The organism is Pseudomonas sp. PICF141, from assembly GCF_002286815.1.
Lineage (GTDB): Bacteria > Pseudomonadota > Gammaproteobacteria > Pseudomonadales > Pseudomonadaceae > Aquipseudomonas.
This window is the reverse complement of the sequence record NZ_MUNM01000014.1, coordinates 24,217-50,127: the sequence shown is the minus strand read 5'-3', so window position 1 is coordinate 50,127 and position 25,911 is coordinate 24,217. Positions and strand designations below refer to the sequence as shown.

At 58.1% G+C, this 25,911-nt stretch carries 24 protein-coding genes; 10 read left to right on the top strand and 14 right to left on the bottom strand.

The genetic code is table 11. The features are described from left to right. The first annotated feature begins 4 nt into the window (after positions 1-4). The 5 genes from rpsD (at position 5) to bfr (ending at position 4,388) form a co-directional block, all read left to right on the top strand. Positions 5-625, top strand: a complete 621-nt coding sequence (rpsD, locus tag BZL43_RS00925) for a 30S ribosomal protein S4 (protein ID WP_003176404.1) — start codon at positions 5-7, stop codon at positions 623-625. A 22-nt stretch (positions 626-647) separates the two neighbouring features. Next, positions 648-1,649, top strand: coding sequence for a DNA-directed RNA polymerase subunit alpha (rpoA, locus tag BZL43_RS00920; protein ID WP_003186012.1), 1,002 nt, complete (start codon positions 648-650; stop codon positions 1,647-1,649). 42 nt (positions 1,650-1,691) lie between these two features. Next, positions 1,692-2,078 (top strand): 50S ribosomal protein L17, encoded by a 387-nt coding sequence (gene rplQ / locus BZL43_RS00915; protein ID WP_095630588.1) that lies wholly within the window; start codon positions 1,692-1,694, stop codon positions 2,076-2,078. 240 nt (positions 2,079-2,318) lie between these two features. Next, positions 2,319-3,767 carry a catalase gene (locus BZL43_RS00910; RefSeq protein WP_095630587.1) on the top strand — a complete coding sequence of 483 codons (1,449 nt, stop codon included), beginning with the start codon at positions 2,319-2,321 and terminating at the stop codon, positions 3,765-3,767. A gap of 156 nt (positions 3,768-3,923) precedes the next feature. Further along, positions 3,924-4,388: a bacterioferritin gene (gene bfr / locus BZL43_RS00905; protein ID WP_007896795.1), complete on the top strand. Its 465-nt coding sequence runs from the start codon at positions 3,924-3,926 to the stop codon at positions 4,386-4,388. Positions 4,389-4,452: 64 nt separating this feature from the next. Here the strand turns inward: bfr and uvrA are convergent, their stop codons facing one another. Continuing rightward, positions 4,453-7,287 (bottom strand): excinuclease ABC subunit UvrA, encoded by a 2,835-nt coding sequence (gene uvrA, locus BZL43_RS00900; RefSeq protein ID WP_095630586.1) that lies wholly within the window; start codon positions 7,285-7,287, stop codon positions 4,453-4,455. Positions 7,288-7,478: 191 nt separating this feature from the next. Between uvrA and BZL43_RS00895 the strand changes: the two genes are divergently transcribed. Continuing rightward, positions 7,479-8,876 (top strand): MFS transporter, encoded by a 1,398-nt coding sequence (locus tag BZL43_RS00895; RefSeq protein ID WP_095630585.1) that lies wholly within the window; start codon positions 7,479-7,481, stop codon positions 8,874-8,876. 9 nt (positions 8,877-8,885) lie between these two features. Beyond that, positions 8,886-9,407, top strand: a complete 522-nt coding sequence (locus tag BZL43_RS00890; RefSeq protein WP_063342384.1) for a single-stranded DNA-binding protein — start codon at positions 8,886-8,888, stop codon at positions 9,405-9,407. 63 nt (positions 9,408-9,470) lie between these two features. On the opposite strand, the gene BZL43_RS00885 is transcribed toward BZL43_RS00890, so the two are convergent. From BZL43_RS00885 to BZL43_RS00845, 9 genes are all read right to left on the bottom strand, one after another. Then, positions 9,471-11,675, bottom strand: coding sequence for an OsmC domain/YcaO domain-containing protein (locus tag BZL43_RS00885; protein WP_095630584.1), 2,205 nt, complete (start codon positions 11,673-11,675; stop codon positions 9,471-9,473). 107 nt (positions 11,676-11,782) lie between these two features. Continuing rightward, on the bottom strand, positions 11,783-12,940 hold the full coding sequence (locus tag BZL43_RS00880; protein WP_095630583.1) for a glutathionylspermidine synthase family protein: 1,158 nt from the start codon (positions 12,938-12,940) through the stop codon (positions 11,783-11,785). A gap of 12 nt (positions 12,941-12,952) precedes the next feature. Beyond that, entirely contained in the window at positions 12,953-13,678 is a 726-nt protein-coding gene (locus BZL43_RS00875; protein WP_095630582.1) for a DUF1190 domain-containing protein, read from the bottom strand. A 19-nt stretch (positions 13,679-13,697) separates the two neighbouring features. Then, positions 13,698-14,126: a DUF350 domain-containing protein gene (locus BZL43_RS00870; RefSeq protein WP_095630581.1), complete on the bottom strand. Its 429-nt coding sequence runs from the start codon at positions 14,124-14,126 to the stop codon at positions 13,698-13,700. A gap of 14 nt (positions 14,127-14,140) precedes the next feature. Beyond that, positions 14,141-14,815, bottom strand: coding sequence for a DUF2491 family protein (locus BZL43_RS00865; RefSeq protein ID WP_095630580.1), 675 nt, complete (start codon positions 14,813-14,815; stop codon positions 14,141-14,143). Then, a complete protein-coding gene (locus tag BZL43_RS00860) occupies positions 14,802-15,836 on the bottom strand; it encodes an ion channel (protein ID WP_095630579.1) in 1,035 nt (344 codons plus the stop codon). Before BZL43_RS00860 ends, BZL43_RS00865 begins: the two co-directional genes overlap by 14 nt. Positions 15,837-16,255: 419 nt before the next feature. Further along, positions 16,256-16,954 carry a PspA/IM30 family protein gene (locus BZL43_RS00855; RefSeq protein WP_095630578.1) on the bottom strand — a complete coding sequence of 233 codons (699 nt, stop codon included), beginning with the start codon at positions 16,952-16,954 and terminating at the stop codon, positions 16,256-16,258. A 24-nt stretch (positions 16,955-16,978) separates the two neighbouring features. Beyond that, positions 16,979-17,560: a YjfI family protein gene (locus tag BZL43_RS00850; RefSeq protein WP_177409303.1), complete on the bottom strand. Its 582-nt coding sequence runs from the start codon at positions 17,558-17,560 to the stop codon at positions 16,979-16,981. Between the two features lie 323 nt (positions 17,561-17,883). Then, the gene (locus BZL43_RS00845; RefSeq protein WP_095630576.1) at positions 17,884-18,432 is read right to left on the bottom strand and encodes a cysteine hydrolase family protein; all 549 of its coding nucleotides are present in this window, start codon (positions 18,430-18,432) and stop codon (positions 17,884-17,886) included. A gap of 101 nt (positions 18,433-18,533) precedes the next feature. Here BZL43_RS00845 and BZL43_RS00840 point away from each other — a divergent pair, with 101 nt between their 5' ends. The 3 genes from BZL43_RS00840 to BZL43_RS00830 all read left to right on the top strand — a co-directional run bounded on the left by BZL43_RS00840 (position 18,534) and on the right by BZL43_RS00830 (position 21,601). After that, on the top strand, positions 18,534-19,529 hold the full coding sequence (locus BZL43_RS00840) for a GlxA family transcriptional regulator (protein WP_095630575.1): 996 nt from the start codon (positions 18,534-18,536) through the stop codon (positions 19,527-19,529). A gap of 214 nt (positions 19,530-19,743) precedes the next feature. Further along, entirely contained in the window at positions 19,744-20,853 is a 1,110-nt protein-coding gene (locus tag BZL43_RS00835) for a DUF3182 family protein (protein WP_095630574.1), read from the top strand. Then, positions 20,843-21,601: a S9 family peptidase gene (locus tag BZL43_RS00830; RefSeq protein ID WP_095630573.1), complete on the top strand. Its 759-nt coding sequence runs from the start codon at positions 20,843-20,845 to the stop codon at positions 21,599-21,601. Before BZL43_RS00835 ends, BZL43_RS00830 begins: the two co-directional genes overlap by 11 nt. Positions 21,602-21,713: 112 nt before the next feature. Here the strand turns inward: BZL43_RS00830 and BZL43_RS00820 are convergent, their stop codons facing one another. From BZL43_RS00820 to BZL43_RS00805, 4 genes are read right to left on the bottom strand one after another with little or no spacing between them, the layout of a single operon-like run. Further along, positions 21,714-22,700, bottom strand: a complete 987-nt coding sequence (locus tag BZL43_RS00820; protein ID WP_095630571.1) for a lysylphosphatidylglycerol synthase domain-containing protein — start codon at positions 22,698-22,700, stop codon at positions 21,714-21,716. A gap of 2 nt (positions 22,701-22,702) precedes the next feature. Next, positions 22,703-23,983: a cardiolipin synthase ClsB gene (gene clsB, locus BZL43_RS00815; RefSeq protein ID WP_095630570.1), complete on the bottom strand. Its 1,281-nt coding sequence runs from the start codon at positions 23,981-23,983 to the stop codon at positions 22,703-22,705. Further along, positions 23,980-24,777: an endonuclease/exonuclease/phosphatase family protein gene (locus BZL43_RS00810; protein WP_095630569.1), complete on the bottom strand. Its 798-nt coding sequence runs from the start codon at positions 24,775-24,777 to the stop codon at positions 23,980-23,982. Before BZL43_RS00810 ends, clsB begins: the two co-directional genes overlap by 4 nt. Continuing rightward, the gene (locus tag BZL43_RS00805; RefSeq protein ID WP_095630568.1) at positions 24,774-25,700 is read right to left on the bottom strand and encodes a DUF72 domain-containing protein; all 927 of its coding nucleotides are present in this window, start codon (positions 25,698-25,700) and stop codon (positions 24,774-24,776) included. The genes BZL43_RS00810 and BZL43_RS00805 overlap by 4 nt, the downstream gene beginning before the upstream one ends. Positions 25,701-25,911 lie beyond the last annotated feature (211 nt).

The following is a 25,911-nucleotide window of genomic DNA, read 5'->3' as shown; positions in this document are numbered from 1 at the left end:
AAGAATGGCTCGTTACATTGGTCCAAAATGCAAACTCGCTCGTCGCGAAGGCACCGATCTCTTTCTGAAGAGCGGCGTGCGCGCGATCGAATCGAAGTGCAACATTGAAGCAGCACCTGGTATCCACGGCCAACGCCGCGGTCGCCAGTCCGATTACGGCACCCAACTGCGTGAAAAGCAGAAGGTCCGTCGTATCTACGGCGTTCTCGAGCGTCAATTCAGCGGCTACTACAAAGAAGCAGCTGGCAAGAAAGGCGCAACCGGCGAAAACCTGTTGCAACTGCTCGAATGCCGTCTGGACAACGTTGTATACCGTATGGGTTTTGGCTCTACTCGTGCCGAATCCCGTCAGCTGGTATCGCACAAGTCGATCAGCGTTAACGGTCAGACCGTAAACGTTCCGTCTTACCAGGTTCGTGCTGGTGACGTGGTCGCAGTTCGCGAGAAAGCAAAGAACCAACTTCGCATTGTCCAAGCTCTCGATCTGTGTGCCCAACGTGGCCGCGTAGAATGGGTAGAAGTAGACACTGAGAAGAAGTCGGGCGTTTTCAAGAACGTTCCTGCTCGCAGTGATCTGTCCGCCGACATCAACGAAAGCCTGATTGTCGAGCTCTACTCCAAGTAAGGGCTAGAAAATAGGTGCATCCATGCAGATTTCGGTAAATGAGTTCCTGACACCCCGCCATATTGATGTGCAGGTTGTCAGTCCAACCCGCGCCAAGATCACTCTCGAGCCTCTCGAGCGTGGTTTCGGCCACACCCTGGGCAACGCGCTGCGCCGCATCCTGTTGTCCTCAATGCCCGGCTGTGCAGTAGTCGAGGCCGAGATTGACGGTGTGCTCCATGAGTACAGCGCCATCGAAGGTGTACAGGAAGACGTAATTGAAATCCTGTTGAACCTTAAAGGTCTGGCTATCAAGCTGCACGGTCGAGACGAAGTTACGCTGACCTTGTCGAAGAAGGGTTCGGGGGTGGTTACCGCTGCCGATATTCAGCTGGATCATGATGTCGAGATCGTTAACCCCGATCACGTAATCGCTAACCTGGCGTCTAATGGCGCCCTGAACATGAAGCTCACCGTAGCTCGTGGTCGTGGTTATGAACCGGCAGACTCGCGTCAGAGCGATGAAGACGAAAGCCGCAGCATCGGTCGCTTGCAGCTTGACTCTTCGTTCAGCCCGGTTCGCCGTATCGCTTACGTGGTGGAAAACGCCCGTGTCGAACAGCGTACTAACCTGGACAAGCTGGTTATTGATCTGGAAACCAACGGTACCCTGGATCCTGAAGAAGCTATTCGCCGTGCTGCAACCATCCTGCAACAGCAGTTGGCTGCGTTCGTCGATCTCAAAGGTGACAGTGAGCCAGTGGTTGTCGAGCAGGAAGACGAGATCGATCCGATCCTGCTTCGCCCGGTTGACGATCTGGAACTGACTGTACGTTCGGCTAACTGCCTTAAGGCGGAAAACATCTACTACATCGGCGACCTGATTCAGCGCACCGAAGTAGAGCTGTTGAAGACTCCGAACCTTGGCAAGAAATCCTTGACTGAAATCAAGGACGTTCTGGCCTCCCGCGGTCTGTCCCTCGGCATGCGCCTCGACAACTGGCCGCCTGCAAGTCTTAAGAAGGACGACAAGGCGACTGCCTGATCGTCGTAATCACCGAACGTTGTGTTTGGTAAGGAATGAACCATGCGTCATCGTAAAAGTGGTCGTCACCTGAGCCGCACCAGCTCGCACCGCAAGGCCATGTTTCAAAACATGGCGGTGTCGCTGTTCGAGCACGAGCTGATCAAAACTACACTGCCAAAAGCCAAAGAACTGCGTCGCGTTGCTGAGCCGCTGATCACTTTGGCCAAGACAGACAGTCTGGCTAACCGCCGTCTGGCTTTCGACCGTACTCGTTCGAAAGCTATCGTTGGTAAGCTCTTCAACGACCTGGGCAAGCGTTACGCTACCCGTGAGGGTGGCTACCTGCGCATCCTCAAGTGCGGCTTCCGCGCTGGCGACAACGCGCCTATGGCGTACGTCGAGTTGGTTGATCGTCCTGTCGGCGGTGAAGCTGTATCCGCTGAGTAAGACGTCAGTCTGAAACAAAAAACCGGGCCTAGTGCCCGGTTTTTTGTGCGTGCAAGAAAACGCGCTATTTGTACAAGCTTCCTGGCAGTTCATGCCTTCAATATATGAGCAGGATAGTGGGTAGTATTTTTCTATTGATGTCTGCAAATTAATGAATTTGTAGGTGCCATATCGATGATCAATACTCCCACCCACGCCGATTAACCGGCAGCTCAAAAAATTGACAGAGGACGAGATCGCATGAGCCAAAACAAAACGCTTACGACCGCCAGTGGCGCTCCTGTCGCCGACAACCAGAATTCCCGCTCCGCCGGCCCACGTGGCCCTTTGCTGCTCGACGATTTCCACCTGATCGAGAAGCTTGCACACTTCAATCGTGAAAATATTCCTGAGCGTCGTGTACACGCCAAAGGTTCGGGTGCTTACGGTACGTTCACCGTGACTCGCGATATCACTCAGTACACCAGTGCCAAGCTGTTTGAGTCCGTCGGCAAACAAACTCCGACTTTCTTGCGATTCTCCACTGTAGGTGGTGAGCGCGGTTCGGCCGACACCGAGCGTGATCCACGCGGTTTTGCCCTGAAGTTCTACACAGAAGAAGGCAACTGGGACATCGTGGGGAACAACACACCGGTGTTCTTCATTCGTGATCCGCTGAAATTCCCTGACTTCATCCATACCCAGAAACGCCTGCCGCAAAGCAATCTGAAAAGCGCGCAGATGATGTGGGATTTCTGGTCGCACTCGCCTGAGGCGTTGCACCAGATCACCATTTTGTTCTCGGACCGCGGTATCCCTGACGGCTATCGCCACATGCATGGCTTCGGCAGCCACACCTACAGCCTGATCAACGCCAGCGGCGAGCGTCACTGGGTGAAGTGGCACTACAAAACCAGGCAGGGGATCAAGAACCTCGCTCCGGCAGAAGCGGCACGCCTGGCGGGTACCGATCCGGATTACGCGCAACGTGACCTGTTCGGCGCCATTGAGCGCGGCAATTTCCCGAAATGGAGTGTCAATATCCAGATCATGACCGAGGCCCAAGCCGAGGCTCACTATGAGAACCCGTTCGACGTGACCAAGACCTGGTCGCAGAAAGAGTTTCCATTGATCGAGGTGGGTGAGCTGGAACTGAACCGCAATCCGCTGAACTACTTCGCGGAAGTCGAGCAGGCGGCGTTCGGTCCGAGCAATATGGTTCCGGGTGTCGGTCTGTCGCCTGACCGCATGTTGCAAGGTCGCGTGTTTGCCTACGCTGATGCTCATCGCTACCGTGTTGGCACCAATCACCAGCAACTGCCGGTGAATGCGCCTCGTAGCCCGGTCAACACTTACCAGCGTGACGGCTCCATGGCGTTTGGCGCCAATGGGGGCGCAACACCGAATTACGAGCCGAACAGTTACGTAGAATCACCGAAACAGGCGCCGCGCTACGCGGAACCTGCTTTGGCCTTGAGCGGCGCGGCTGGTCGTTACGATCATCGCGAAGACACTGACTACTACAGTCACGCCGGTGCATTGTTCCGTTTGATGAGCGAAGAGCAGAAACAACTGCTGATCGACAATATTGCTGGTGCAATGGCAGGCGTTTCCAGCGATGTGGTCGATCGCCAACTGCAGCATTTCTTCAAGGCTGACCCAGCGTATGGAGAAGCAATCGCAAAGGCACTCAACGTACAGCTTAACTAAGTCTAAACGATAAGCAGAACCGCCCTCATTTGGGCGGTTTTTTGCGTTATTTAAGCTGCTTTTCTAAGAATATCTTCGCTTTTATAGCGTCGGGCGAGTGACCTTCCGGTCAGGTTGGTTCAAACTACAGACTTTCAAGCAGGGAGATGTAGGGCGATGCAAGGTCACCCAGACGTAATCGATTACCTCAACACGTTGCTGACAGGCGAACTGGCAGCCCGTGATCAATATTTCGTCCATTCGCGGATGTATGAGGACTGGGGTTTCACCAAGCTCTACGAACGTATCAACCACGAGATGGAAGAAGAAGCCGGGCATGCTGATGCCCTGATGCGTCGAATTCTGATGCTCGAAGGCACGCCTCGCATGCGACCGGACGACCTTGATGTTGGCACCACTGTGCCGGACATGCTCGCCGCTGACCTGCGCCTGGAATACAAAGTACGCGCCGCGCTCTGCAAGGGCATTGAGCTCTGCGAGCAGCATAAGGACTACGTCAGCCGTGAGATGCTGCGGGTTCAGCTGCATGACACCGAAGAAGACCACACCTACTGGCTTGAAAAGCAAATGGGCCTGATCAAGTTGATCGGTCTGGAGAACTACCTGCAATCACACGCCTGATTGCACCGATACAAAAAGCCCCTGTCACTGAGCAATGACAGGGGCTTTTTTGTTAGCTCCGGATTCAGGCCCGATCACGCTCCAACAGCGGTTTTAGATAGAAACCGGTGTGAGACTGCTTCATCTCGGACACTTCCTCTGGCGTACCGACGGCAATGATCTGCCCGCCCTTGGACCCCCCTTCCGGCCCCAGGTCCACCAACCAGTCGGCAGTCTTGATCACGTCCAGGTTGTGTTCGATCACTACCACGGTATTACCGTGATCGCGCAGCCGGTGCAGTACGTCGAGCAGTTGCTGGATATCCGCAAAGTGCAGGCCGGTGGTCGGCTCATCGAGGATGTACAGCGTCTTGCCGGTATCACGCTTGGACAACTCACGAGACAGTTTCACCCGCTGGGCTTCACCGCCGGACAATGTCGTCGCCGATTGCCCCAGCTTGATGTACGAAAGGCCTACGTCCATCAGCGTCTGAAGCTTGCGCGCCAAAGCTGGAACGGCGTCGAAGAACTCTCGTGCTTCCTCGATCGTCATCTCGAGGGTTTCGTGGATGCTCTTGCCTTTGTACTTGATCTCCAGCGTCTCGCGGTTGTAGCGCTTGCTTTTGCAGACGTCGCACGGGACATAGATGTCCGGCAGGAAGTGCATTTCCACCTTGATCAGGCCATCGCCCTGACAGGCTTCGCAACGACCACCCTTCACGTTGAAGGAGAAACGCCCCGGTCCGTAACCGCGGGAGCGGGATTCCGGCACGCCGGCGAACAACTCGCGAATCGGCGTGAACAGCCCGGTATAGGTCGCGGGGTTGGAGCGCGGTGTGCGACCGATCGGGCTCTGGTCGATGTCCACAACCTTGTCCAGATGTTCCAGGCCTTTAATGCTGTCGTGAGCAGCCGCTTCCAGCGTCGTTGCCCCATTGAGTGCGGTAGCGCTCAAAGGAAACAGTGTGTTGTTGATCAGCGTTGACTTGCCTGAACCGGAAACACCCGTCACGCAGGTCAACAGGCCGATCGGAATCTCCAGATCGACATTGCGTAAATTGTTGCCGCGAGCGCCCTTGAGGGCCAGCGACAACTTCTTGTTACGTGGCGTGCGTTTGGCTGGCACTGCGATCTTCACCCGCCCCGACAAGTACTTACCGGTCAGTGAATCAGGGTGAGCCATGACCTCGGCCGGCGTACCTTCGGCGACGATATGCCCACCGTGTACACCCGCGCCCGGGCCGATATCCACCACATAGTCGGCCAGACGAATCGCGTCTTCGTCGTGCTCGACCACGATCACGGTGTTGCCGATGTCCCTCAGGTGTTTGAGGGTGCCCAACAACCGATCGTTGTCCCGTTGATGCAGACCAATCGACGGCTCATCGAGGATGTACAGAACCCCCACCAGGCCGGCGCCGATCTGGCTGGCAAGGCGGATACGCTGGGCCTCACCGCCGGATAGTGTGTCGGCACTACGATCCAGTGACAGATAGTCCAGGCCAACGTTGACCAGGAACTGCAAACGCTCGCGGATTTCCTTGAGAATCTTGTCGGCGATCTCGCCACGGCGACCGGTCAGTTTCAGTATGCCGAAATAGTCACAGGCGTCGCCAATTGGCAGATTGGTTACCGCCGGTAAAGTCTTCTCGCCGACCCATACGTGCCGCGCCTCGCGACGCAGACGGGTGCCGCGGCAATCCGGGCAGGGCTGGGTGCTAAGGAATTTGGCCAGTTCTTCACGGACCGAAGCCGATTCGGTTTCGCGGTAGCGGCGTTCCAGGTTCGGCACGATGCCTTCGAACGGATGCGAACGTTTGACGATGTCGCCACGGTCGTTCAGGTACTTGAAGTCGACGTTCTGCGAGCCACTGCCATGCAGAATGAATTTCTGCTGATCGGCTGGCAGCTCGTTGAACGGCACTTCAAGGCTGAACTTGTAGTGCGAGGCCAGCGATCCGAGCATCTGGAAATAATAGACGTTGCGCCGGTCCCAGCCGCGAATCGCACCTTCGGCCAGGGTCAGTTCACCATTCACCAGTCGTTTGGTGTCGAAGAACTGTTTAGCCCCCAGGCCATCGCAAGTCGGGCAGGCGCCGGCCGGGTTGTTGAAGGAAAACAGCTTGGGTTCCAGCTCGCTGATGGCGTGGCCGCAGATCGGGCAGGCGAAACGCGCGGAGAAGATGATTTCTTCGCCGGGCTCGTCGTCCATTGGCGCCACCAGCGCAATACCGTCCGCCAGTTTCAGCGCGGTCTCGAACGATTCGGCCAGGCGCTGTTGCAGATCGGCCCGGACCTTGAAGCGGTCAACCACAACATCGATCGAGTGCTTTTTCTGCTTATCCAGCTTCGGCAACTCGTCCAGTTCACAAAGCCTGCCGTTGACCCGGGCCCTGACAAAACCCTGGGCGCGCAGTTCTTCGAAGACCGAGAGGTGTTCGCCCTTGCGCTCGCGGATCACCGGGGCCAGCAGCATCAGTTTGCTGCCCTCCGGTTGTGCCAGCACCAGGTCGACCATCTGGCTGACGGTCTGGGCTTCCAGCGCAATGTCGTGATCCGGGCAGCGCGGAATACCGACGCGAGCGTAGAGCAGGCGCAGGTAGTCGTAGATTTCGGTAATGGTGCCAACCGTCGAGCGCGGGTTGTGCGAGGTCGACTTCTGTTCGATGGAGATCGCTGGCGACAGACCTTCAATGGTGTCGACGTCAGGTTTTTCCATCATCGACAGGAATTGCCGGGCGTAAGCCGACAGCGATTCGACATAACGGCGCTGGCCTTCGGCGTACAACGTGTCGAAGGCCAGGGACGACTTGCCGGATCCGGACAGGCCGGTGATAACGATCAGTTTGTCCCGTGGCAGGGTCAGGTCGATGTTCTTCAGGTTGTGGGTTCGGGCCCCACGAATCAGGATCTTGTCCAAAGTGGCCTCGCTCGGCGGGCGTCGAAAACGTAGGAGTATACGGCCAAATACTGGATGGATGCACACTATCAAATGCGGGGTGCGCGGCCTTGGATGAAGACTGCGTCATCTGTGCGCGTCATAGCGTCGCGATATACCCCGTCAATCGATGGGACTGGTAGAATCGCCGCCGGTTCACATGAGGTTTTTCCATGCACGATCCCCACAGCGAACGCATGAGTGGCAGTGAGACCCGCGCAGCAAGCGGTCTGGCCCTGGTGTTCGCCTTCCGTATGCTTGGCATGTTCATGGTGTTGCCGGTTCTGGCGACCTATGGGATGGACCTGGCGGGAGCGACCCCGGCCCTGATCGGGCTGGCGATTGGCGCTTACGGCCTGACCCAGGCGTTATTCCAGATTCCATTTGGTTTCATTTCCGACCGAATTGGTCGCCGTCCGGTGATTTACCTGGGGCTGATCATCTTTGCCTTGGGGAGTGTGCTGGCGGCCAATGCCGATTCGATCTGGGGCGTTATCGCCGGACGTATCCTGCAAGGTGCCGGGGCGATTTCCGCGGCAGTCATGGCGTTGCTGTCAGACCTGACCCGGGAACAGCATCGGACCAAAGCCATGGCCATGATCGGCATGACGATTGGTCTGTCGTTCGCTGTCGCCATGGTTGCAGGGCCATTGTTGACCCGTGCCTTTGGCCTGTCCGGGTTGTTCTTCGCCACCGGCGGGATGGCGCTGGTCGGTATTGTCATCGTGATGTTCATGGTGCCGCGCGCAACCGGGCCGTTGCAGCATCGTGAATCAGGCGTCGCGCGCCAGGCGCTGATACCGACCCTCAAACATCCGGACCTGCTGCGCCTGGACCTGGGTATTTTTGTGTTGCACGCGATGTTGATGTCGAGCTTCGTGGCATTGCCCCTGGCCCTGGTCGAAAAAGCCGGGCTGCCCAAAGAGCAGCATTGGTGGGTGTACCTGACCGCGCTACTGATTTCTTTTTTCGCCATGATCCCGTTCATTATCTACGGCGAGAAGCGACGCAAAATGAAACGAGTTTTTCTCGGCGCCATCGTGACGCTGATGCTCACTGAGCTATTCTTCTGGCAGTTTGGCGATAGCTTGCGGGCGCTGGTGATGGGTACGGTGGTCTTCTTCACCGCGTTCAATCTGCTGGAAGCCTCCTTGCCCTCGCTGATCAGCAAGGTTTCACCGGCAGGCGGCAAAGGCACGGCAATGGGGGTTTATTCCACCAGTCAGTTCCTCGGTTCGGCACTGGGCGGAATCCTCGGCGGCTGGATGTTCCAGCACGGCGGTTTGTCGGTTGTCTTCCTCGGATGCGCCGGCCTGGCTGCCCTCTGGCTGGCCTTTGCTGTTACCATGCGCGAACCACCTTACGTCACGAGCCTGCGCTTGCCGTTGTCGCCCGAGGCGATCCGCGAAGCGGGTCTGGTCGAGCGCCTGAAGGCCGTCGTAGGGGTAACAGATGCAGTGATCGTCGAAGACGAAGCGGCGATTTACATCAAACTGGATACAGAACTATTGGATCGCACCACCCTTGAGCGCCTGGTGAACAACCCGGCCGGGGCAGCGTGCGTAGCCTAGGAGAACGTTATGGCCCGTGGGGTTAACAAAGTCATATTGGTCGGCACTTGCGGCCAGGATCCCGAAGTTCGCTACTTGCCTAACGGTAACGCCGTGACCAACCTGAGTCTGGCGACCAGCGAACAGTGGACCGACAAGCAAACCGGTCAAAAGGTCGAGAAGACCGAATGGCACCGTGTTTCGATGTTCGGCAAGGTTGCCGAAATTGCCGGCGAATACCTGCGCAAAGGTTCGCAGGTGTATATCGAAGGCAAGCTGCAGACCCGCGAGTGGGAAAAAGACGGTATCAAGCGTTACACCACTGAAATCGTGGTCGACATGCAAGGCACCATGCAATTGCTGGGCGGCCGTCCACAGCAGGGCGACCAACAAGGCGGGGGCAATAACTACCAGCAGTCCGCCCCGGCTCCACGCCAACAGGCTCCGCGTCCGCAGTCGGCACCGCAACAGTCGCGCCCGGCTCCACAGCAGCAGGCCGCACCGCAGCCGGCTCCGGATTTCGACAGCTTTGATGACGACATCCCGTTCTAAAAAACAGTAAGCAATAAAAAAAGCGAAGCCAGTGATCTGGCTTCGCTTTTTTGTGGGCGTTGTTTAACTGAATAAAGGGGTCACATTGGCCCGTGCCGAGTGCAGTTTCTTGTAGCTGTCGATCAACCGCAGGTGCCTGTCGAGCCCCTCCAGTTTCATGCTGGTCGGCGTCAAGCCATGGAAGCGCACGCTGCCGTCTACCGATCCGATCGCTGCATCTGTACGCTCGTTGCCAAACATACGGCGGAAATTGGCCTCGTAGTCTTCCAGTTCCAGGTCCTCGTCCAGCTTCATCTCCAGCACCACATTGACGGCCTGGTAGAACAAGCCACGCTCGACCGTGTTGTCGTTGTACTGCAGGAACATTTCCACCGCTTCTTTCGCCTCTTCGAATCGCTGCAAGGCGAGATAAATCAGCAGCTTCAGCTCCAGGATCGTCAGCTGACCCCACGCGGTATTGTCGTCAAATTCGATGCCGATCAAGGTGGTGATGTCGGTGTAGTCGTCCAGCTCGCTTTCCACCAGGCGCTCAACCAGCGCTTGCAGTTCTTCATCGTCCAGGCGATGCAGGTTCAGGATGTCGGTGCGGAAGAACAGCGCTTTGTTGGTGTTATCCCAGATCAGATCGTCGGCGGGATAGATTTCCGAGTAGTTCGGCACCAGGATGCGGCACGCCTTCGCGCCGATATGCTCGTAGACCGCCATGTACACTTCCTTGCCCATGCCTTCGAGAATGCCGAACAAGGTCGCGGCTTCCTCGGCGTTCGAGTTTTCACCCTGGCCGGAGAAGTCCCACTCCACGAATTCGTAATCCGATTTGGCACTGAAGAAGCGCCACGACACCACGCCGCTGGAGTCGATAAAGTGCTCGACGAAGTTATTCGGCTCGGTCACCGCATGCCCTTCAAACGTCGGCTGAGGCAAGTCGTTGAGGCCTTCGAAGCTGCGGCCCTGCAGCAATTCGGTCAGGCTGCGTTCCAGCGCCACTTCCAGGCTTGGATGCGCGCCGAACGAGGCGAACACACCGCCGGTACGCGGGTTCATCAACGTGACGCACATCACCGGGAATTCACCACCCAGGGACGCATCCTTCACCAGCACCGGGAACCCTTGCGCTTCCAGCGCCTGAATCCCGGCCAGTATCCCGGGGTACTTCGCCAGCACCTCGGCCGGCACATCCGGCAAGGCAAATTCACCTTCGATGATTTCGCGTTTGACCGCGCGCTCGAAGATCTCCGACAGGCACTGCACCTGGGCTTCGGCCAAGGTGTTACCGGCACTCATGCCGTTGCTCAGGAACAGGTTTTCAATCAGGTTGGACGGGAAATACACCACCTCGCCGTCCGACTGGCGCACGTACGGCAGCGAGCAGATGCCGCGTTCTTCATTGCCCGAGTTGGTATCGATCAGATGGGAGCCACGCAACTCGCCGTCGCGGTTGTAAATCTTCAGGCAGTACTCGTCGAGAATCTCGGTGGGCAGCTCATCTTTACGACCAGGCTTGAACCAGCGTTCGTCCGGATAATGCACAAACGTTGCGTTGGCGATGTCTTCGCCCCAGAACTGATCGTTGTAGAAGAAGTTGCAGTTGAGGCGCTCGATGAATTCGCCCAGCGCCGAGGCCAACGCGCCTTCCTTGGTCGCACCCTTGCCGTTGGTAAAGCACAGCGGCGAATGCGCATCGCGGATATGCAGCGACCACACATTGGGCACGATATTGCGCCACGAGGCGATTTCAATCTTCATGCCCAGGTCCGCCAGAAGGGCCGACATATTGGCGATGGTTTGCTCCAGTGGCAGGTCCTTGCCGGCGATATATGTGCTCGTCTCTGAACGGGACGCAGGCATCAGCAACGCCTGGGCATCGGCGTCGAGGTTTTCGACTTCCTCGATCACAAACTCAGGCCCGGCTTGCACCACTTTTTTCACGGTGCAACGGTCGATGGAACGCAGGATGCCCTGGCGATCCTTGTCGGAGATGTCCGCCGGCAATTCGACCTGGATCTTGAAAATCTGGTTGTAGCGGTTTTCCGGATCAACAATGTTGTTCTGCGACAGGCGGATGTTATCCGTGGGAATACTGCGCGTGTCGCAGTACAACTTCACGAAATAAGCCGCACACAACGCCGACGAAGCCAGGAAGTAATCGAACGGACCCGGTGCCGAGCCATCGCCCTTGTAGCGGATAGGTTGATCGGCCACCACCGTGAAGTCATCGAACTTGGCTTCAAGTCGAAGGTTGTCGAGAAAGTTGACCTTGATTTCCATGGGGGATTACCAGAATAACGGCTAAACGAATGGCCGCCATTATCCGGTATTTCAGCCGTAAGTCTTGCGGGCATCTTGATTATGTCCACCCATCGGCGATGGACGGGTCAGTCGAGTATCAAGTGCGGCAAGAACCGGCTCGAATCCTTGGTGATCAAACTGTTGTCTTCGCGCACGCCAATACCGGCCGCCTGATCGCCGATGACCCAGGAGCCAATCAGCGTGAAGCTGTCGCCAAACTTCGGCAGCGGGGCGAATTCCTGAAGGATAAATGGTGCGTCGGTGTAGGGCCCGTCCTCTTTTACGATCAGACCCTCAGCGGTTTGCAACTCGATGTTGGCGCCTTCCCGGGAGAAGAACGGTTTGCGCACCCAACCTTTGGGTACCGCTTTGCCTGGGTCGACATCCAGGTGCGCCGCGAGCAGGTTCGGGTGACCTTTGTTGAACTCCCATAGCAGCGGCAAGATGCCCTTGTTGGAAATAATCGATTTCCAGGCCGGCTCGAAAAACTGGGTGTCGCTCTGGGCAATCGCTGCACCAAAGGGCTCGTGGAAGATGAACTCCCAGGCATGTAGCTTGAACAGGTGAGGAATCCAGCGATCTTCCAAATCGACGAAACGTCCTTCAGGAGTGAGGCCGATGTCTTCGATATCGATGTGCCGTGATTCGATGCCGACCTTTTCCGCGATCAGGCGCAAATAGTCGGTGGTGCCTTTGTCTTCGACCGAGTCTTTCATCGAGGCGAAATAGAAGGGGTGTTTGAGCTGCAATTGGGCAAAGGCCTGATGCAGCTTGGTGTCGATGCTGTTGAACTGGTCGGCATGCTTGGGCAGCAAGCCGCGTTCGATGCATTGCTCCAGCCAGCCCCATTGAAACGCCGCCGCCTCGTACAGACTGGTCGGCGTGTCGTAGTTGAGTTCCAACAGCTTGGCGGGTCCGCTGCCGTTGTAGGAGAAATCCATGCGTCCATACAGGTGCGGATGGCCTTCGAGCCATGACGTGCGAACCATGTCGAAGAATGACGCCGGAATGCTCAGGCGCTCCAGCAGCTCCTCGCTCTGCACCACGCGGGCCACCAGGTCCATGCACATCTCATGAATCTCGGTGGTCGGGTCTTCGAGATCGTTTTCGATCTGTTTGAGCGTGAACTGGTAATACGCGCTCTCGTCCCAATAAGGTTCGTCGTCGATGGTATGGAACAGAAAACCAAGAGATTCGGCGGTCTGTTTCCAGTCGTGACGCTCGGCGCAGAGGATCTTCTTCATGGTGTCCGTTCCTTAACTGCTCGATCGGCCAGCGCTGCTCGAGCCGCCCCAACCGCTGCGGGCGCTGGCTTTGCTGCCGAAGCCGCCACGGGAGGTGGACGAGTCCACCGACATCGGCTTGCTGGTGGAACGGATTGAATTGGCGTAGCTGCTGCTGCCGTACCTCGCCTGATTGGACTTGGCAAAGGTTGAGCCTTTGGAAATCCGCTGGTTGAGCGTCGAGGAACCGTAATTGCCGCGATCATCGCGGTAGCGGTAGACCGGCTCGGAGTAGTAGCTGTTGCGGTTGCTGCTCAGCATGTTGCCAATCAGCAGGCCGGTCAGCAGGCTGGTGCCGGAGAACCCGGAGCCTCCACTGTTCGCTTCCGAGGCTGGTAATTGAGCCTTGGCTGCGTCCACTTGCGATTGTGTTACCTCGCCATCGGCAGTCAGTTCGAAACCACCCAGCTTGGGAATGAACTTGCCGGCCGAATCCTGTTGGCACCAGTCGGCGACAAAGTCGGCATCGCAATCGGCCTGGTTGTCGTAAACCGGCGCGATGCGGCGGTGCTCGGCCATGGCGCTCATGTAGGCGTCAGAGCAGACGTCCACCGGGAGCTTTTCATCGGCGCACTGCTGAACGGACTGGAAGTTGTATTTCTTCTGCACCGGGTAGGTTTTTTCCGCTTGCCCGCAACCTGATATCGCCATGGCGACCGACGCGGCCAGCGAGAGTTGAACGTACTTGCTTCGTTTCATCGGGATCTCCGCGGCGCGATCAGTTCTGGGAAGGGGTCATGCAGGCGGCGTTCAACATGCCCACGCTGATGGCAACTGCCGCGATATAGATACCCGCAGCGATTTCGCCTTTTTTAATCCGTTCGGAGGCGCCTTTAAGCACCAGGCTGGTCACCAGAAACGCCAGCAGTTGTACGAAAGCGGCAATCACTGCCCAAACGACGAAGTCCAGAATGCTGATCGAGTAGGCGATCACATTGCTGGCCGGAATGGCAAAACCGATGATGGCGCCACCCAGCGCGATCGCGGCCGCAACGTTGCCCGAGCGGATCAGTTCGAACTCTCTGTGCGGGGTGATTCGGGTGTAGATGAACTGGAACAGCGCAAACAGCACGGTGGCGCCGAGGATGTACAACACAAACCCGAGCACGGCGGCTTTGTTCAGGGAGACGGAGAGCGCTTCAAGCATGGACTTCTTCCTTTTTAAAAAGTGTTCAGGTCAGTGGTGTACAACGAAATGCCCAGCGAAGTGCTCAAGCTGATGGTGCCTTCGGCGTCTTCTTCGACGGAAAACAGCAGGAATTCCCGGCGATCGGTCAGACCGGTTTCGCGGGCATACAGCATCGAACGGTGCTCGATGCTGTAGGAGTCATCCGGGTTTTTCAGGTGTTCGCTCAGTGCCACCAGTTCTGTCTGGCCGTTCTCGGTGCCCCATTCGCGGGTGTATTCGACACCGTTGTGGGTGTAGCTCGGCAGGCCGATCAAGCTTTCAGGACCGGCCAGCCGACGTAGCTCCGATTCACTGTTGATGGTGATGTAGCTGAGGTAATTGAACAGGATCACCGACTCGACTTGCCCGGCGACGTCGCCGGTGGTGTGCACTTGCAGCCAGTAGTCTTCGTCGTTCATGTAATAACGTGACAGCCAGGTCGACTGCCCGAGATCAACAGTGCCAGCGCTCCAGATCTGTTGGGAGCCGGGGATGACCACATGGGTGTTGCCATCGAGCAGCAATTTCAGGGTCGTGTCGAACATCACGCCTTTGCCCAATGCCAGGCCCAGCGGGCCGATGGCGGGCAGGGTTTCGTTGGCTGTCCATTTCGATTCCGTATTCGCTTTCGGGGCCTCAAGCCCCATCAATTGTTTAAACCATCCCATTGGTGATTTCCTTGAGGCGAGTGGAGGCGATGTAGAAGAGTTCGCCGCCCTCAACGCGAGTGGTGCCAGGCGGGTTGATCCAAGGCTGTCGGGCGTCTTTGGCGCGGTAGCCGATCAGGGTCGCGTTGTGCTGTTCTTTCATCTGTGCGTACAGATCGCCGAACGTGGCTTCAAAGGTCTCGGGTAGCCTCATCAGGTATTGGGTGGCGCCTTGGCCCACGCACAGCAATTCATTGATGACCGCGGATGAGCCCGGATCCTGAGAGGCGCGTACCAGCATTTCGATGGCCATGCTCGAGGTGCATTCCAGGCTGGGCGCGTAGGCGCTGGCAAGGGCGGCGATTTCGCTTTCATTGAAGTGGGCGACCACATGGCCGACCGGGCTCAATTGATTGATCGCCAGCACGGTGGCCAGGGTCAGGTCGTCTGAATGAGTTCGCACCAGCACGCGTTCGGCACCGGGGACGCCGGCCCGCAGCAACAGTGCGGCAGAGGACAGGCTTTCGCCTTTGATAAAGTCCGCTTTACCCGGCATGGGGTTTTCTTCGAGGTCGCAATCGCAAATGACGATCAGGTTGTCATTGGAGGTTTCGTCTTGCAGCAATAATTCAATGACCCGCTCGCTGGAGGCGCCTTCCCAGCCGATGAGAACGGTATGGCCGACCTTGCCGCTGAAATCGCCTTTGCCCTTCATGCCTTTTCTCCATACATCGATAACACTGCTGGTGGTTTTGCCGATGGCTGCCGTCAGCAGCGCAATGCCCCCGAGCATGACCCAGGTAGCCACGAAAATTCGTCCCGCCGCTGTCTGTGGCGCGAGATCGCCATAGCCGACGGTGAGTGTTGTGGTGAGATAGAAGTAGGTAAACGTGGCGGGGGCGGTGAGGTGTTGTTCGCCCAAAAGCACCAGGCCGAGATAGGCCGTGCTCAGGTGTATGCCCAACGCAATGGCCAGGCCTGCCCAGCCGAACCGATGGAAGAAGGACGAGGCGTACGTGCGCAGCAAAAGGAAAATCGACATTTACATCCCTGACTCCGTGGGGGGCTCGTTCCTGGCGACTTAATCGCTTTGGCGTCTGAGCTCAAGCGCGTTACGGGATGGCATTAAACCTGCTGCGCGGCGTAGATAACAGTGCCTTGGCTGCAATAAATCCCATTGAGCCATTACAGCGCGACCATGAAGAAGGCCACGCCTGCAATTGTCTTGAAACCCTTCAGGGCATCCATCCACGACCTCGACTCGGCAAAAAGAAGGCAGTGCAAGGAACACAAAAACCTGCGGCAAGGGGACTTGCCCCCTCGGGATGCGAAGCGGCCCCAAGACCATTGCATGGGGGGTGTCAGACACACCCCATGCCGTGGTTTACGACTGCTTCGCAGCCGAACGGGGGCAAGCCCCCTCGCCACACAGCGTTCGTCGCGTTTGTTGCCCGGGCCGGTTTACTCAGCCGATTTTTTCTTCAGGCGTTCCAGAATCGCATTGGCGCTGCCTTCGTTCGGCGTGATGCCGGCATCGCGCAGCTTGCGCTCCAGGTCGTTGCCGGTCGACGCATCGGCCAGTTGGTCCTGGGCTTCCAGTTCCGCGGCGCGTTGCTGTTGCTTGGCTTGCAGGCGGTTCAGCGTACCGACGGCGGTTTCCAGCTTGCCGTTGGCGCCGCCACTGGCGATCGAAGCACTGACCTGGGCTTTCTGCACGCTTTCACGCGCCTTGGCCATGTCCACTTGCTGACGCAGGCTTTTGATGCGGCTTTCGGCTTTGGTGATGTCTTTACGCATGTTGTCCGCGTAACCGCCGAATTCGGTGGCCTGCTTTTGCTCGACCTCCAATTCATTGGTCAGGGTCGAAATGGCTTCGGCCACTTCCAGTGCCAGGTCTTCGCGGTTGGCCTGGATCGCAGCCAGGGCCTTGGATTCCAGATCCTTGATCTTGGCGTTGTACTCGCTGACGCGATCAGCCGACAGCTTGTGCTTGGCCATAATGGTGACCAGCTCACGCTTGGCGTTGGCCAGCGCGCTGTCAGCATCGCGAATTTCCTGGTCAAGAATGCGCAGGGCCTGTTGGTCGACGATCGATTCGCCGACTTCGTTGGCACCGCCACGCAGCGCGGTGAACAATTTGCTCCAGATGGACTGAGTCATTGGATATATCCTGTTCCCGAAAAATTAGATGAAGAAACGTTCAAAGGCTTCGCTGGCGCGCTGGACGTTATCGACGAGGGTTTTGACCTCGGTCACGACGTTGGTCAGGCTGGAGTCGGAGCTGAGCGCGCCGAACATGCTGTAAACGGTCTGCCCGTTGGGCATGGACTCGATACCGATCGAGGACAGCGGGAACATTTCCCGGCTGCGCAGAACGGCATCGTTGAATGCCGGTACGTCGTTGATGGACTCGATATCGACCAGAACGGTATCGACGATGATCTGATCGCCAACCACCGCGATGTAAATCGGCAGGCCACCGAACTCGTTCATGTCCAGCTTGATGCTGGACTCGGCGCCTTGAACCAGGGAGAGGGTGATGTCGTTAGAAACCACTTCGTCGAGGGCCTGAAGGGCGCTGTAGAGGCGATCGATGTTCCAGTTATTACCTGCGCTCATGTAATTCTCCGACATGAATGAGCCAGCCAGGATCGGTTGGCGTAGCTGTTTCTCCATCTGCTTGAGCAGGCTTCGATTTTCGGGAAGCACCCAAGTCTCGTGTTTCACATAACCGGCGGCACCCAGGCCCGCACGCATCTGCTTCATGTAGAAGCTGGATGGTTTTTTCGCGGACGGTTTCGAGCGCTCTCCCTTTTGGCTCGCTGAATCGGTAACAGATCCGGTAGGCGGATCTGATGGAGAGCTGCTTTTCATACTGGTGACTCCGTAGTGAAAATCTCACGCGTGAGAAACACTACAGGCAATATTCGGGACCCTCAATAGCTCACGCGTGAGATTTTTTTCGGCTGTTATGTCTACCGAGCAATCCTGTGGGAGCGGGCTTGCCCGCGATAGCGATGTAACAATCAACAAAGATGTTGGATGTGATGACCTCATCACGGGCAAGCCCGCTCCCACAGGTTCTTCATCTAGCCAGCCAGAAAGTCGTCAGTGGACACCACGCTGGCATAGGCAAAACCCAAGGCCGCCATGAAGGCGGCGTGCACGTGGGCGGCCGGGACGGTGATGCCGTTGAATTCCAGGTCACGGGTGGCGCAGGCGTCGTGAATCACCGTGACGGTATAGCCCAGGTCGGCCGCGGCGCGGGTGATGCCATCGATGCACATGTGGCTCATGCTCCCGACCACCACCAGGTGCTCGATGCCTTGCTGGTCGAGGATGGCCTCCAGTTCGGTTTCGCGGAACGAGTTGACGAAATGTTTGAGCACCACGGGCTCGTCGGCGCGGTTGAGAACTTTGGGATGCAGCTTCGCGCCGTCGGAACCCGGGGTGAAAAATGGCGCGGCATCGGAGGTGAATTCGTGGCGAATATGCACCACCGGATCAGCGGCCTCGCGAAATGCCTGAATCATCCGTGCGGCGTTGTCTGCTGCGGCATCGGCGCCGACCAAAGGCCACTTGCCCTGGGGGAAGTAGTCGTTCTGGATATCGACTACGATGAGTGCTTGCTTGGCCATGGGTGTTTCCTCGAAGTGTTTGTTGGGTGTGAATCAAGTATTAGGTTTTGCTGGCCGTTCGAGGATTGGCCGCACCGACAATAGAAGGGGGAAAACTGACAATGGGTGTTGAAAAGACAGTCGCCGAACTGGGCGTGCTGATCTATCCCGGTGCGCAGATGGCGGCGGTGCATGGGCTGACGGACCTGTTCGGCGTGGCCAACCGGATCGCCGCCGAGCATCAGTCGGCGCAGCTGCCGTTGCTGCGGGTCAGTCACTGGCAGGTCGAGGGTGATCAAGTGCCCGAGCGGGTGTACGACACTCATCCCGGCCCGACCGGCGCATTGGTTGCCGTGTTGATCCCGCCCTCGATCGGAGGTTTTTCCGAGGGGCAGGCGCCCCAAGGGTTGATTCGCTGGCTTCGTCAGCAACATGCCAGCGGTGCGACCCTTGGCGGGGTCTGCGTGGGTTCTATTCTGTTGGCTGAAAGCGGTTTGCTCGATGGCCGCAGCGCGACGACCCACTGGACCTCGGCCAAGGCTTTCGCCGAGCGTTACCCGGCGATCAAGCTCAAGGCTGATACGCCGATTGTCGACGACGGCGACCTGATCACCACCGCGGGTTTGATGGCCTGGTCAGAGCTGGGATTGCGGTTGGTGAACCGCTTGCTCGGGCCGAGCATCGCCACCGGCACGGCGCGGTTTCTGGTGGTGGAACACAGCGACAGCGCGGGCGAGTGCGGCAGTAATTTTTCCCCGATTCTCAGCCATGGCGATGCGTCGATTCTCAAGGTCCAGCATTGGCTGCAAAGCACTGGAGCGACCGATGTCTCATTGACGGCAATGGCCGAGCGGGCGGGGCTGGAAGAGCGCACTTTCCTGCGGCGATTCCGTGCGGCGACCGGGCTGAAACCTACCGAGTATTGCCAGCACCTGCGTGTCGGCAAGGCGCGAGAAATGCTTGAATTCACCAACGGCACCATTGATCACATTGCCTGGACCGTGGGTTATCAGGACCCGAGTGCGTTTCGGGCAACGTTCAAGAAGATCACCGGGCTGGCGCCGAGTGATTACCGGGGACGGTTCGGTGTGTCTGCGACTGCGGCAACGGCTCGGTAGCAAGCACTGCAGATCTGAAAATGTGGGAGGCGGCAGGTTTGGGTCGTGCAAAATGCCGGGAGCATTGAAAGGTGTCGTGCAGAATAAAGCAGGCCTTGTGCTACTAACGATTTCCCAATGGGCTGATTTGAAACCCGTTTTCGGCCAGACGTCGTTGGCCTGATCTCTGCACCGCCTTCAGCTACATTTATCAAACGCAGATCAAGGGGGACGCATGACCCCAAAAAACCGCAAGAAACTGGTGCTCGCCCATTCGGTGCGACCCGACGCCTCGCTGCACGAAGTCGAAACCAATCGCGCGTTGGCCCGTTGGCTGGCGCAGGTCGTCGGGCTCGAATATGGCGGCAGTTACGACCCGCAGCTGCATAGCGGCCGGGACATCTATCTGGTGCCGACCCAGACGCTGGTGGGCGTTGCTGCCGCCCGGCAGTTGGGCGTCAAAGGGCCGGAGGATTTGTGGGGTGGTTACGTCGACCACGCTTTCATCTGCACCAAAGCCATCAGCCATGGGTTGTTGAACAAGTATGCGTTCGCGCCAGAAGGCTGGTCGTCGCTGTTTTCCGAACGGGTGCGCAGCGTTGTGCTCGATGGCCTGAGTGTGTTTTCCCTGGAGGATGCTCGCCCGGCAGCGGAGCATCTGCTCTACAGCGGTCCGATCCGCATGAAGCCTATTCATGCTTGCGCCGGACGCGGCCAGGAAGTGATCAAAAGCCTCGACCAGTTCGACGCCATCCTCACGCGCCCCGATGCCAAAACCTTGTTCACCGAAGGCGTGGTGCTGGAACAAGACTTGACCGAGGTGGTCACCCATAGCGTCGGCCAAAGCTTCATCGGCGACAAGGTGCTGAGTTATTGCGGTGATCAATACTTGACCGAAGACGGTCAGGGCGAGCAGGTTTATGGCGGGTCCAACCTGCTGGTGGTGCAAGGCTACTACGAGGACCTGCTGGCGCTGGAACTACCGGACGACACGAGGCTGGCGATTCGGCAGGCACAGGTATTCGACAGCGCCGCCGATGAAGCCTACCCCGGTTTCTACGCCTCGCGGCGCAATTACGACATCGCCCAGGGGCTGGATTGCGATGGCAAACAACGCAGCGGCGTGCTCGAACAATCCTGGCGCCTGGGCGGTGCCAGCAGTGCTGAAGTCGCGGCGCTGGAGCGTTTCATCAACGACCCTGGCTTGCGTGCGATTCGCGTGTCGTCGGTCGAAACCTATACCGATCAACCTCTGCCGGCCAACGCCATCGAGGTCTACCGTGGGCCAGCGGAACACAGTGACTTTCTTCTCAAGTACGTAACGGTCAAATCCTATGACGGCTAGAAGCGAAACCATTGCGATCGACATCGACGATGAACAGATGAGCGGAACCTTCCTCAGCCCCAAGTCGAAAGTCCCGGGTGTGCTTTTCGTTCATGGCTGGGGCGGTAGTCAGGAGCGCGACCTGGAGCGTGCCAAAGGCATCGCCGCGTTGGGTTGCGTGTGCCTGACATTCGACTTGCGCGGCCACACCGGCGGGACCGGTATTCCGTTGTCCCGGGTCACCCGCGAAGACAACCTGCGTGATCTGCTGGCGGCCTACGATCGACTGCTTGCCCATCCGGCGCTCGACACCTCGGCGATCGCTGTGGTCGGCACCAGTTATGGTGGTTATCTGGCGGCGATCCTGACGTCCTTGCGCCCGGTGCGCTGGCTGGCGCTACGGGTGCCGGCGTTGTATCGCGACGACCTTTGGCACACACCCAAGCGTGATCTGGACAAGCTCGATCTGCGCGATTACCGCAGCACGCGGGTCAGTGCCGACAGCAATCGCGCACTGCATGCCTGTTCGCAATTCACCGGGGATGTGTTGCTGGTGGAGTCCGAGACGGACGCCTATGTGCCTCACGCGACCATCATGAGTTACCGCGCGGCGTGTCAGCAGACCCACTCGCTGACTCACCGGATTATCGACGGTGCCGATCACGCCCTGAGCGATCCGGTGTCGCAACAGGCGTACACCTCGATCCTGGTGGGCTGGATCACGGAAATGGTGGTAGGCGAGCGATTGAGCATCATTCAGTCGAGTTGAGATTTGCCGTGTTCTTGCGATTATTCGCAGGCAAGCCTCGCTCCTACGGGTTGCGTGTGCCCCTGTGGGAGCGAGCCTGCTCGCGATGGCGGCATCCGCTTCGCCATCATTCTCAAGGAGACTTCTTCGAAATCCGCAACGACTTCGCCTTGGCTTCCAGCACCAGGTACATCACCACGGTAATCAGCAGTGGCAGGAGGAAATAGATCGCCCGATACGCCAGTAAACCCGCCACCAGACTTCCTCGCGAGGCCTCGTGTTGCAGCAGCGCCACGAACACCGCCTCCAGCACCCCGAGCCCGGCCGGAATGTGGGTGATGACTCCGGCAATGGCGCTGATCAGCAACACGCCAAGCACCAGCGGATAATCCAGTTTGCTCGGTAGCAGGGTGAAGATCACCGCCGCCATCAGCGACCAGTTCAGTGCGCCGAGGGCCAGTTGCAGGACCGCCATGTGCAGTGACGGCAGGTTGATTTCCACGCCGCGAATCGACCATTCCCGTCGCCTGGAAAACCGACAGGCCGCCAGATAGCCCGCGCTTAACAGCAGCAATAACACGCCCACGCCTTGCAGGGCTCCGCTGCTCAGTTTCCAGCCTGGCGGCATTCGCACCAGTCCGCTGCTGAACACCGCGCCGGCAATCACCATGTAGCCGAACCAGTTGGTCGCCAGGCTCAGCCCGAGGATTTTCGCGATGTTGCTTTTGCTTACGCCGAGCCGCGAATACAACCGATAACGCATCGCCACCCCGCCGACCCAGGCGCTCAGGTTAAGGTTGAAGGCATAGCTGATGATCCCCACCGGCAGGATCTGTCGCCAGGTCAGGTCCTGCCGGATGTAGGTGCGACCGATCAGGTCGTAACAGGCGTACACCAGAAAACTCAGCAACGTCAGGCCGGACGCGATAACCAATGTACGCACTTTGAAATCGGCGAGGTTATCGAACACTTCGCCCCATTCGATGCGTTGGGCAAGCATCGTGAACAGCACGATCAACGCCAGAAAAAACAGCATCGTCAGCGGCTTTTTCCAGCGGTGCCAATGGGATTTTCGTGGCGTGTCGGAGTGAGGGGCAGGCTGTGCATCAGAATGCCTCATGCCTAATCGCTCCCGGTTGGATGGATGAAGGGTTTGAGGCGCGGTTTATGCGCCGGTAGCCACCCGGCCCATGCCGGGAAATGGCGCAGGAAGTGAAACACCAGAAAACCGATGGTCATGTGCCAGATCCGTCCGCGCGGAGCCTTGTCCACCGACATGACCTTACAGTGGTTGTGGCTCAATTCGTCGAGCCGCTCGAACAGGTCGCGGTTGAAGGCGCGGTCGCGGATCAACACATTGGCCTCCAGGTTCAGGGCCAGGCTCAACGGGTCGAGGTTGCTTGAGCCGACGGTGCTCCAGTCCTCGTCGACCAAGGCGACTTTGCCATGCAGGGGACGGTCGCAATATTCGTAAATCGCTACTCCGGCTCGCAGCAGATAATCGTAGGTCATGCGCGCGGCAAGTCTGGCCACCCGCAAATCCGGCTGCCCCTGAAGAATCAGGCGCACTTCGACCCCTCGGCGCGCCGCATTGCGGATCTCCCGCAGCAGCCGATAGCCAGGAAAGAAATAGGCGTTGGCGATGATCACGCGATGCCGGGCGCCGCGCAGCACCTGCAAATACTCCTCTTCGATATCGCCCTGGTGTTCGCCATTGTCGCGATACACCAGACGAACCTGGCCATCATGATCACTGACCGCCAGTTCCGCGCGCCGCTGTCTGCGGCGTTGCCACCAGTATTTGGCCCGGGCCGGGCGACCGCTTTGCAGCAAGGCGAAATGATGGATATCGGCCACCGCCGGGCCTTGCACTTCAACCGAATAATCCTGTTTGGCTTCAGGGCCGAAGTCGGCCAGATGGTCGGCGGAAAAATTGATTCCGCCGAGAAACGCAATCGTGCCATCGACCACCACAATCTTGCGGTGCATGCGGCGGAACCAGTTGGTGCGGATACCGAAGTGACGCGGCGCGGGGTCGAATATTTGCAGGCGCACACCTGCATTGCTCAGCGTCGCGAGGTACTCCGTGCTCAGTTCGCCACAGCCAAAACCGTCGAGGTTGACAGTGATGCGCACCCCGCGTTGAGCCGCTTCAATCAGGATTTTCTGCAGCTCATTGCCGACCTTGTCTTCGAACACAATGAAAGTTTCCAGCAGGATTTCACTCTGGGCCTGGCGTAGCACTTCAAACACCCGTGGAAAGTAATCCTCGCCGTTCTCCAGCAATTGGACCCGGTTGTTACTGTGCCAACCGTAGACGACGCCAGTGACCGCCGGTTCACGCACGGGAGGAGGGGTGGAAACGTGTTCGATCCTGGTTTTTTCCATCAATGGGCCGGTCATAGCTCGATCTCCACCGATAACGGTGCATGGTCGGAAAGGTGTGACCAGGGCCGTGCCGCCAGTACTTGCTGATGGCTGGCCTTGAGGTTGCGCACGTAGATGCGGTCCAGGCGCAATGCCGGCCAGCGCGCCGGGAAACTGCGCGCCGGTTTGCCATACAACTGGGCAAAGACTTCATGCAAGCCGCAGGGCTTGAGCTGCGCATCAGCGCGCAGGCGCCAATCGTTGAAGTCGCCGGCGACCACCACCGGGGCATCTTCCGGCAACTCTTCCATACGCTGGATCAGCAATTTGAGTTGTGCCTTGCGATGACTTTCGCGAAGCCCCAGATGGACGCAAATGGCATGCACTTCGCGACCATCGCCGGGCATCCGTAGCACGCAATGCAGGATTCCACGGCTTTCATGGCCGCTGATGGACACGTCGAGATTGTCATGGCGAATGATCTGGAATTTGGACAACAGCGCATTGCCGTGATCGCCTGCCGGGTAGACCGCATTGCGCCCATAGGCAAACTGTGGCCACAAGGTATCGGCAAGGAATTCGTATTGCGGCATCGCCGGCCAATTGAGGTAGCGCCGTGGATGATGCTCGTGGGTGCCATGGACCTCCTGCAAAAACACCACGTCGGCGGACACACTGCGTACCGCTTCGCGCAGCTCGGGCAGGATGAAGCGCCGGTTCAGCGCGGTGAAACCCTTGTGGGTGTTGACCGTCAGCACAGTAAATCGGCTCACGGCACTGACCAAGGGTTGCTGTTCATCCGTGGCGCCGACCGGTTCGGGAACACTCATGGCAACACTCCTTCGGCCACCGGCTCGCCGGGGGCGGTGGCCAGGTCCTTGTCGAGATGAAAACGCTCAAGCAGGCGACGGGCATCGAAGGGCGCCCGGACTTTGATGTCGTTATCGAAATAGCAGAATATTTCCCGGGGTCTGCGGGTCTTGGGTTTTTGCCGAGGCGCGATCAAGTGCGGATCTGCCGGTTGCTTGCCGTGATACCAGGCTTCAATCCGGTCACCCCAGCGTTTCAGCGCTTGTGGGGTATAACCGCTGGCGTAGAGCTCCTCGGCACCGTGCAGGCGCAGATAGACGAAGTCGCTGGTGAGGTCTTCGCGATACGGCCATTTGCCGGCGGTGTCAGCGATGACCAGCGCGGTGTTATAGCGTTTGAGCAGGCGGACGAAGGCGGGATCGACAAAGCTTTCGTGGCGAATTTCCACGGCATGACGCAGCGGTTTCTTGCCGTAAGCCTTCATGCTGGCGTGACCGTTCAGGCGCGGCTCATGCTGGCGGGCGAGGGCGGCGGCCTGTTCCGTGTCGTGGGGTAATTGTTCGAGAAAGCTTTCGAACAGTTCCGGGTCGAATTTGAAGTTGGGTGGAAACTGCCACAGGATCGGGCCGAGTTTCTCCTTGAGTTCCAGAACCCCGGAGGCAAAGAAATTCGCCAGCGGCTTATGAATGTCCCGCAAGCGCTTGATGTGGGTGATAAAACGCGGCGCCTTGACGCTGAATACGAACCCGGGCGGGGTTTCGGCATACCACTGGGCGTAACGTTCGGGCCGTTGCAGGGCGTAGAACGATCCATTGATTTCAATGCTGTTCACTGCCCGTGAAGCGAATTGCAGTTCGCGCTTCTGGGTCAATCCCTTCGGGTAGAACTCCCCCCGCCAAGGCGTGTAGCGCCAGCCTGAAATACCGATATGAATCGCCGCCATGTCGCCTCCCGTTGAACGTAGCCCTCGGACAGCCTCTGTCTTTTGATGACTGCCGGGCGGGCGAGAAAGTTTCGACGGGGCTATGGACGGTACGCAAAGTGTCGGCGTTGGGGCGTGCGGAAAAATACAGGGATGAGCATTTGATATTTGCGTGCAGGACAAATATCAAGTGGCGAATGAAACCCTGTGGCGAGGGGGCTTGCCCCCGTTC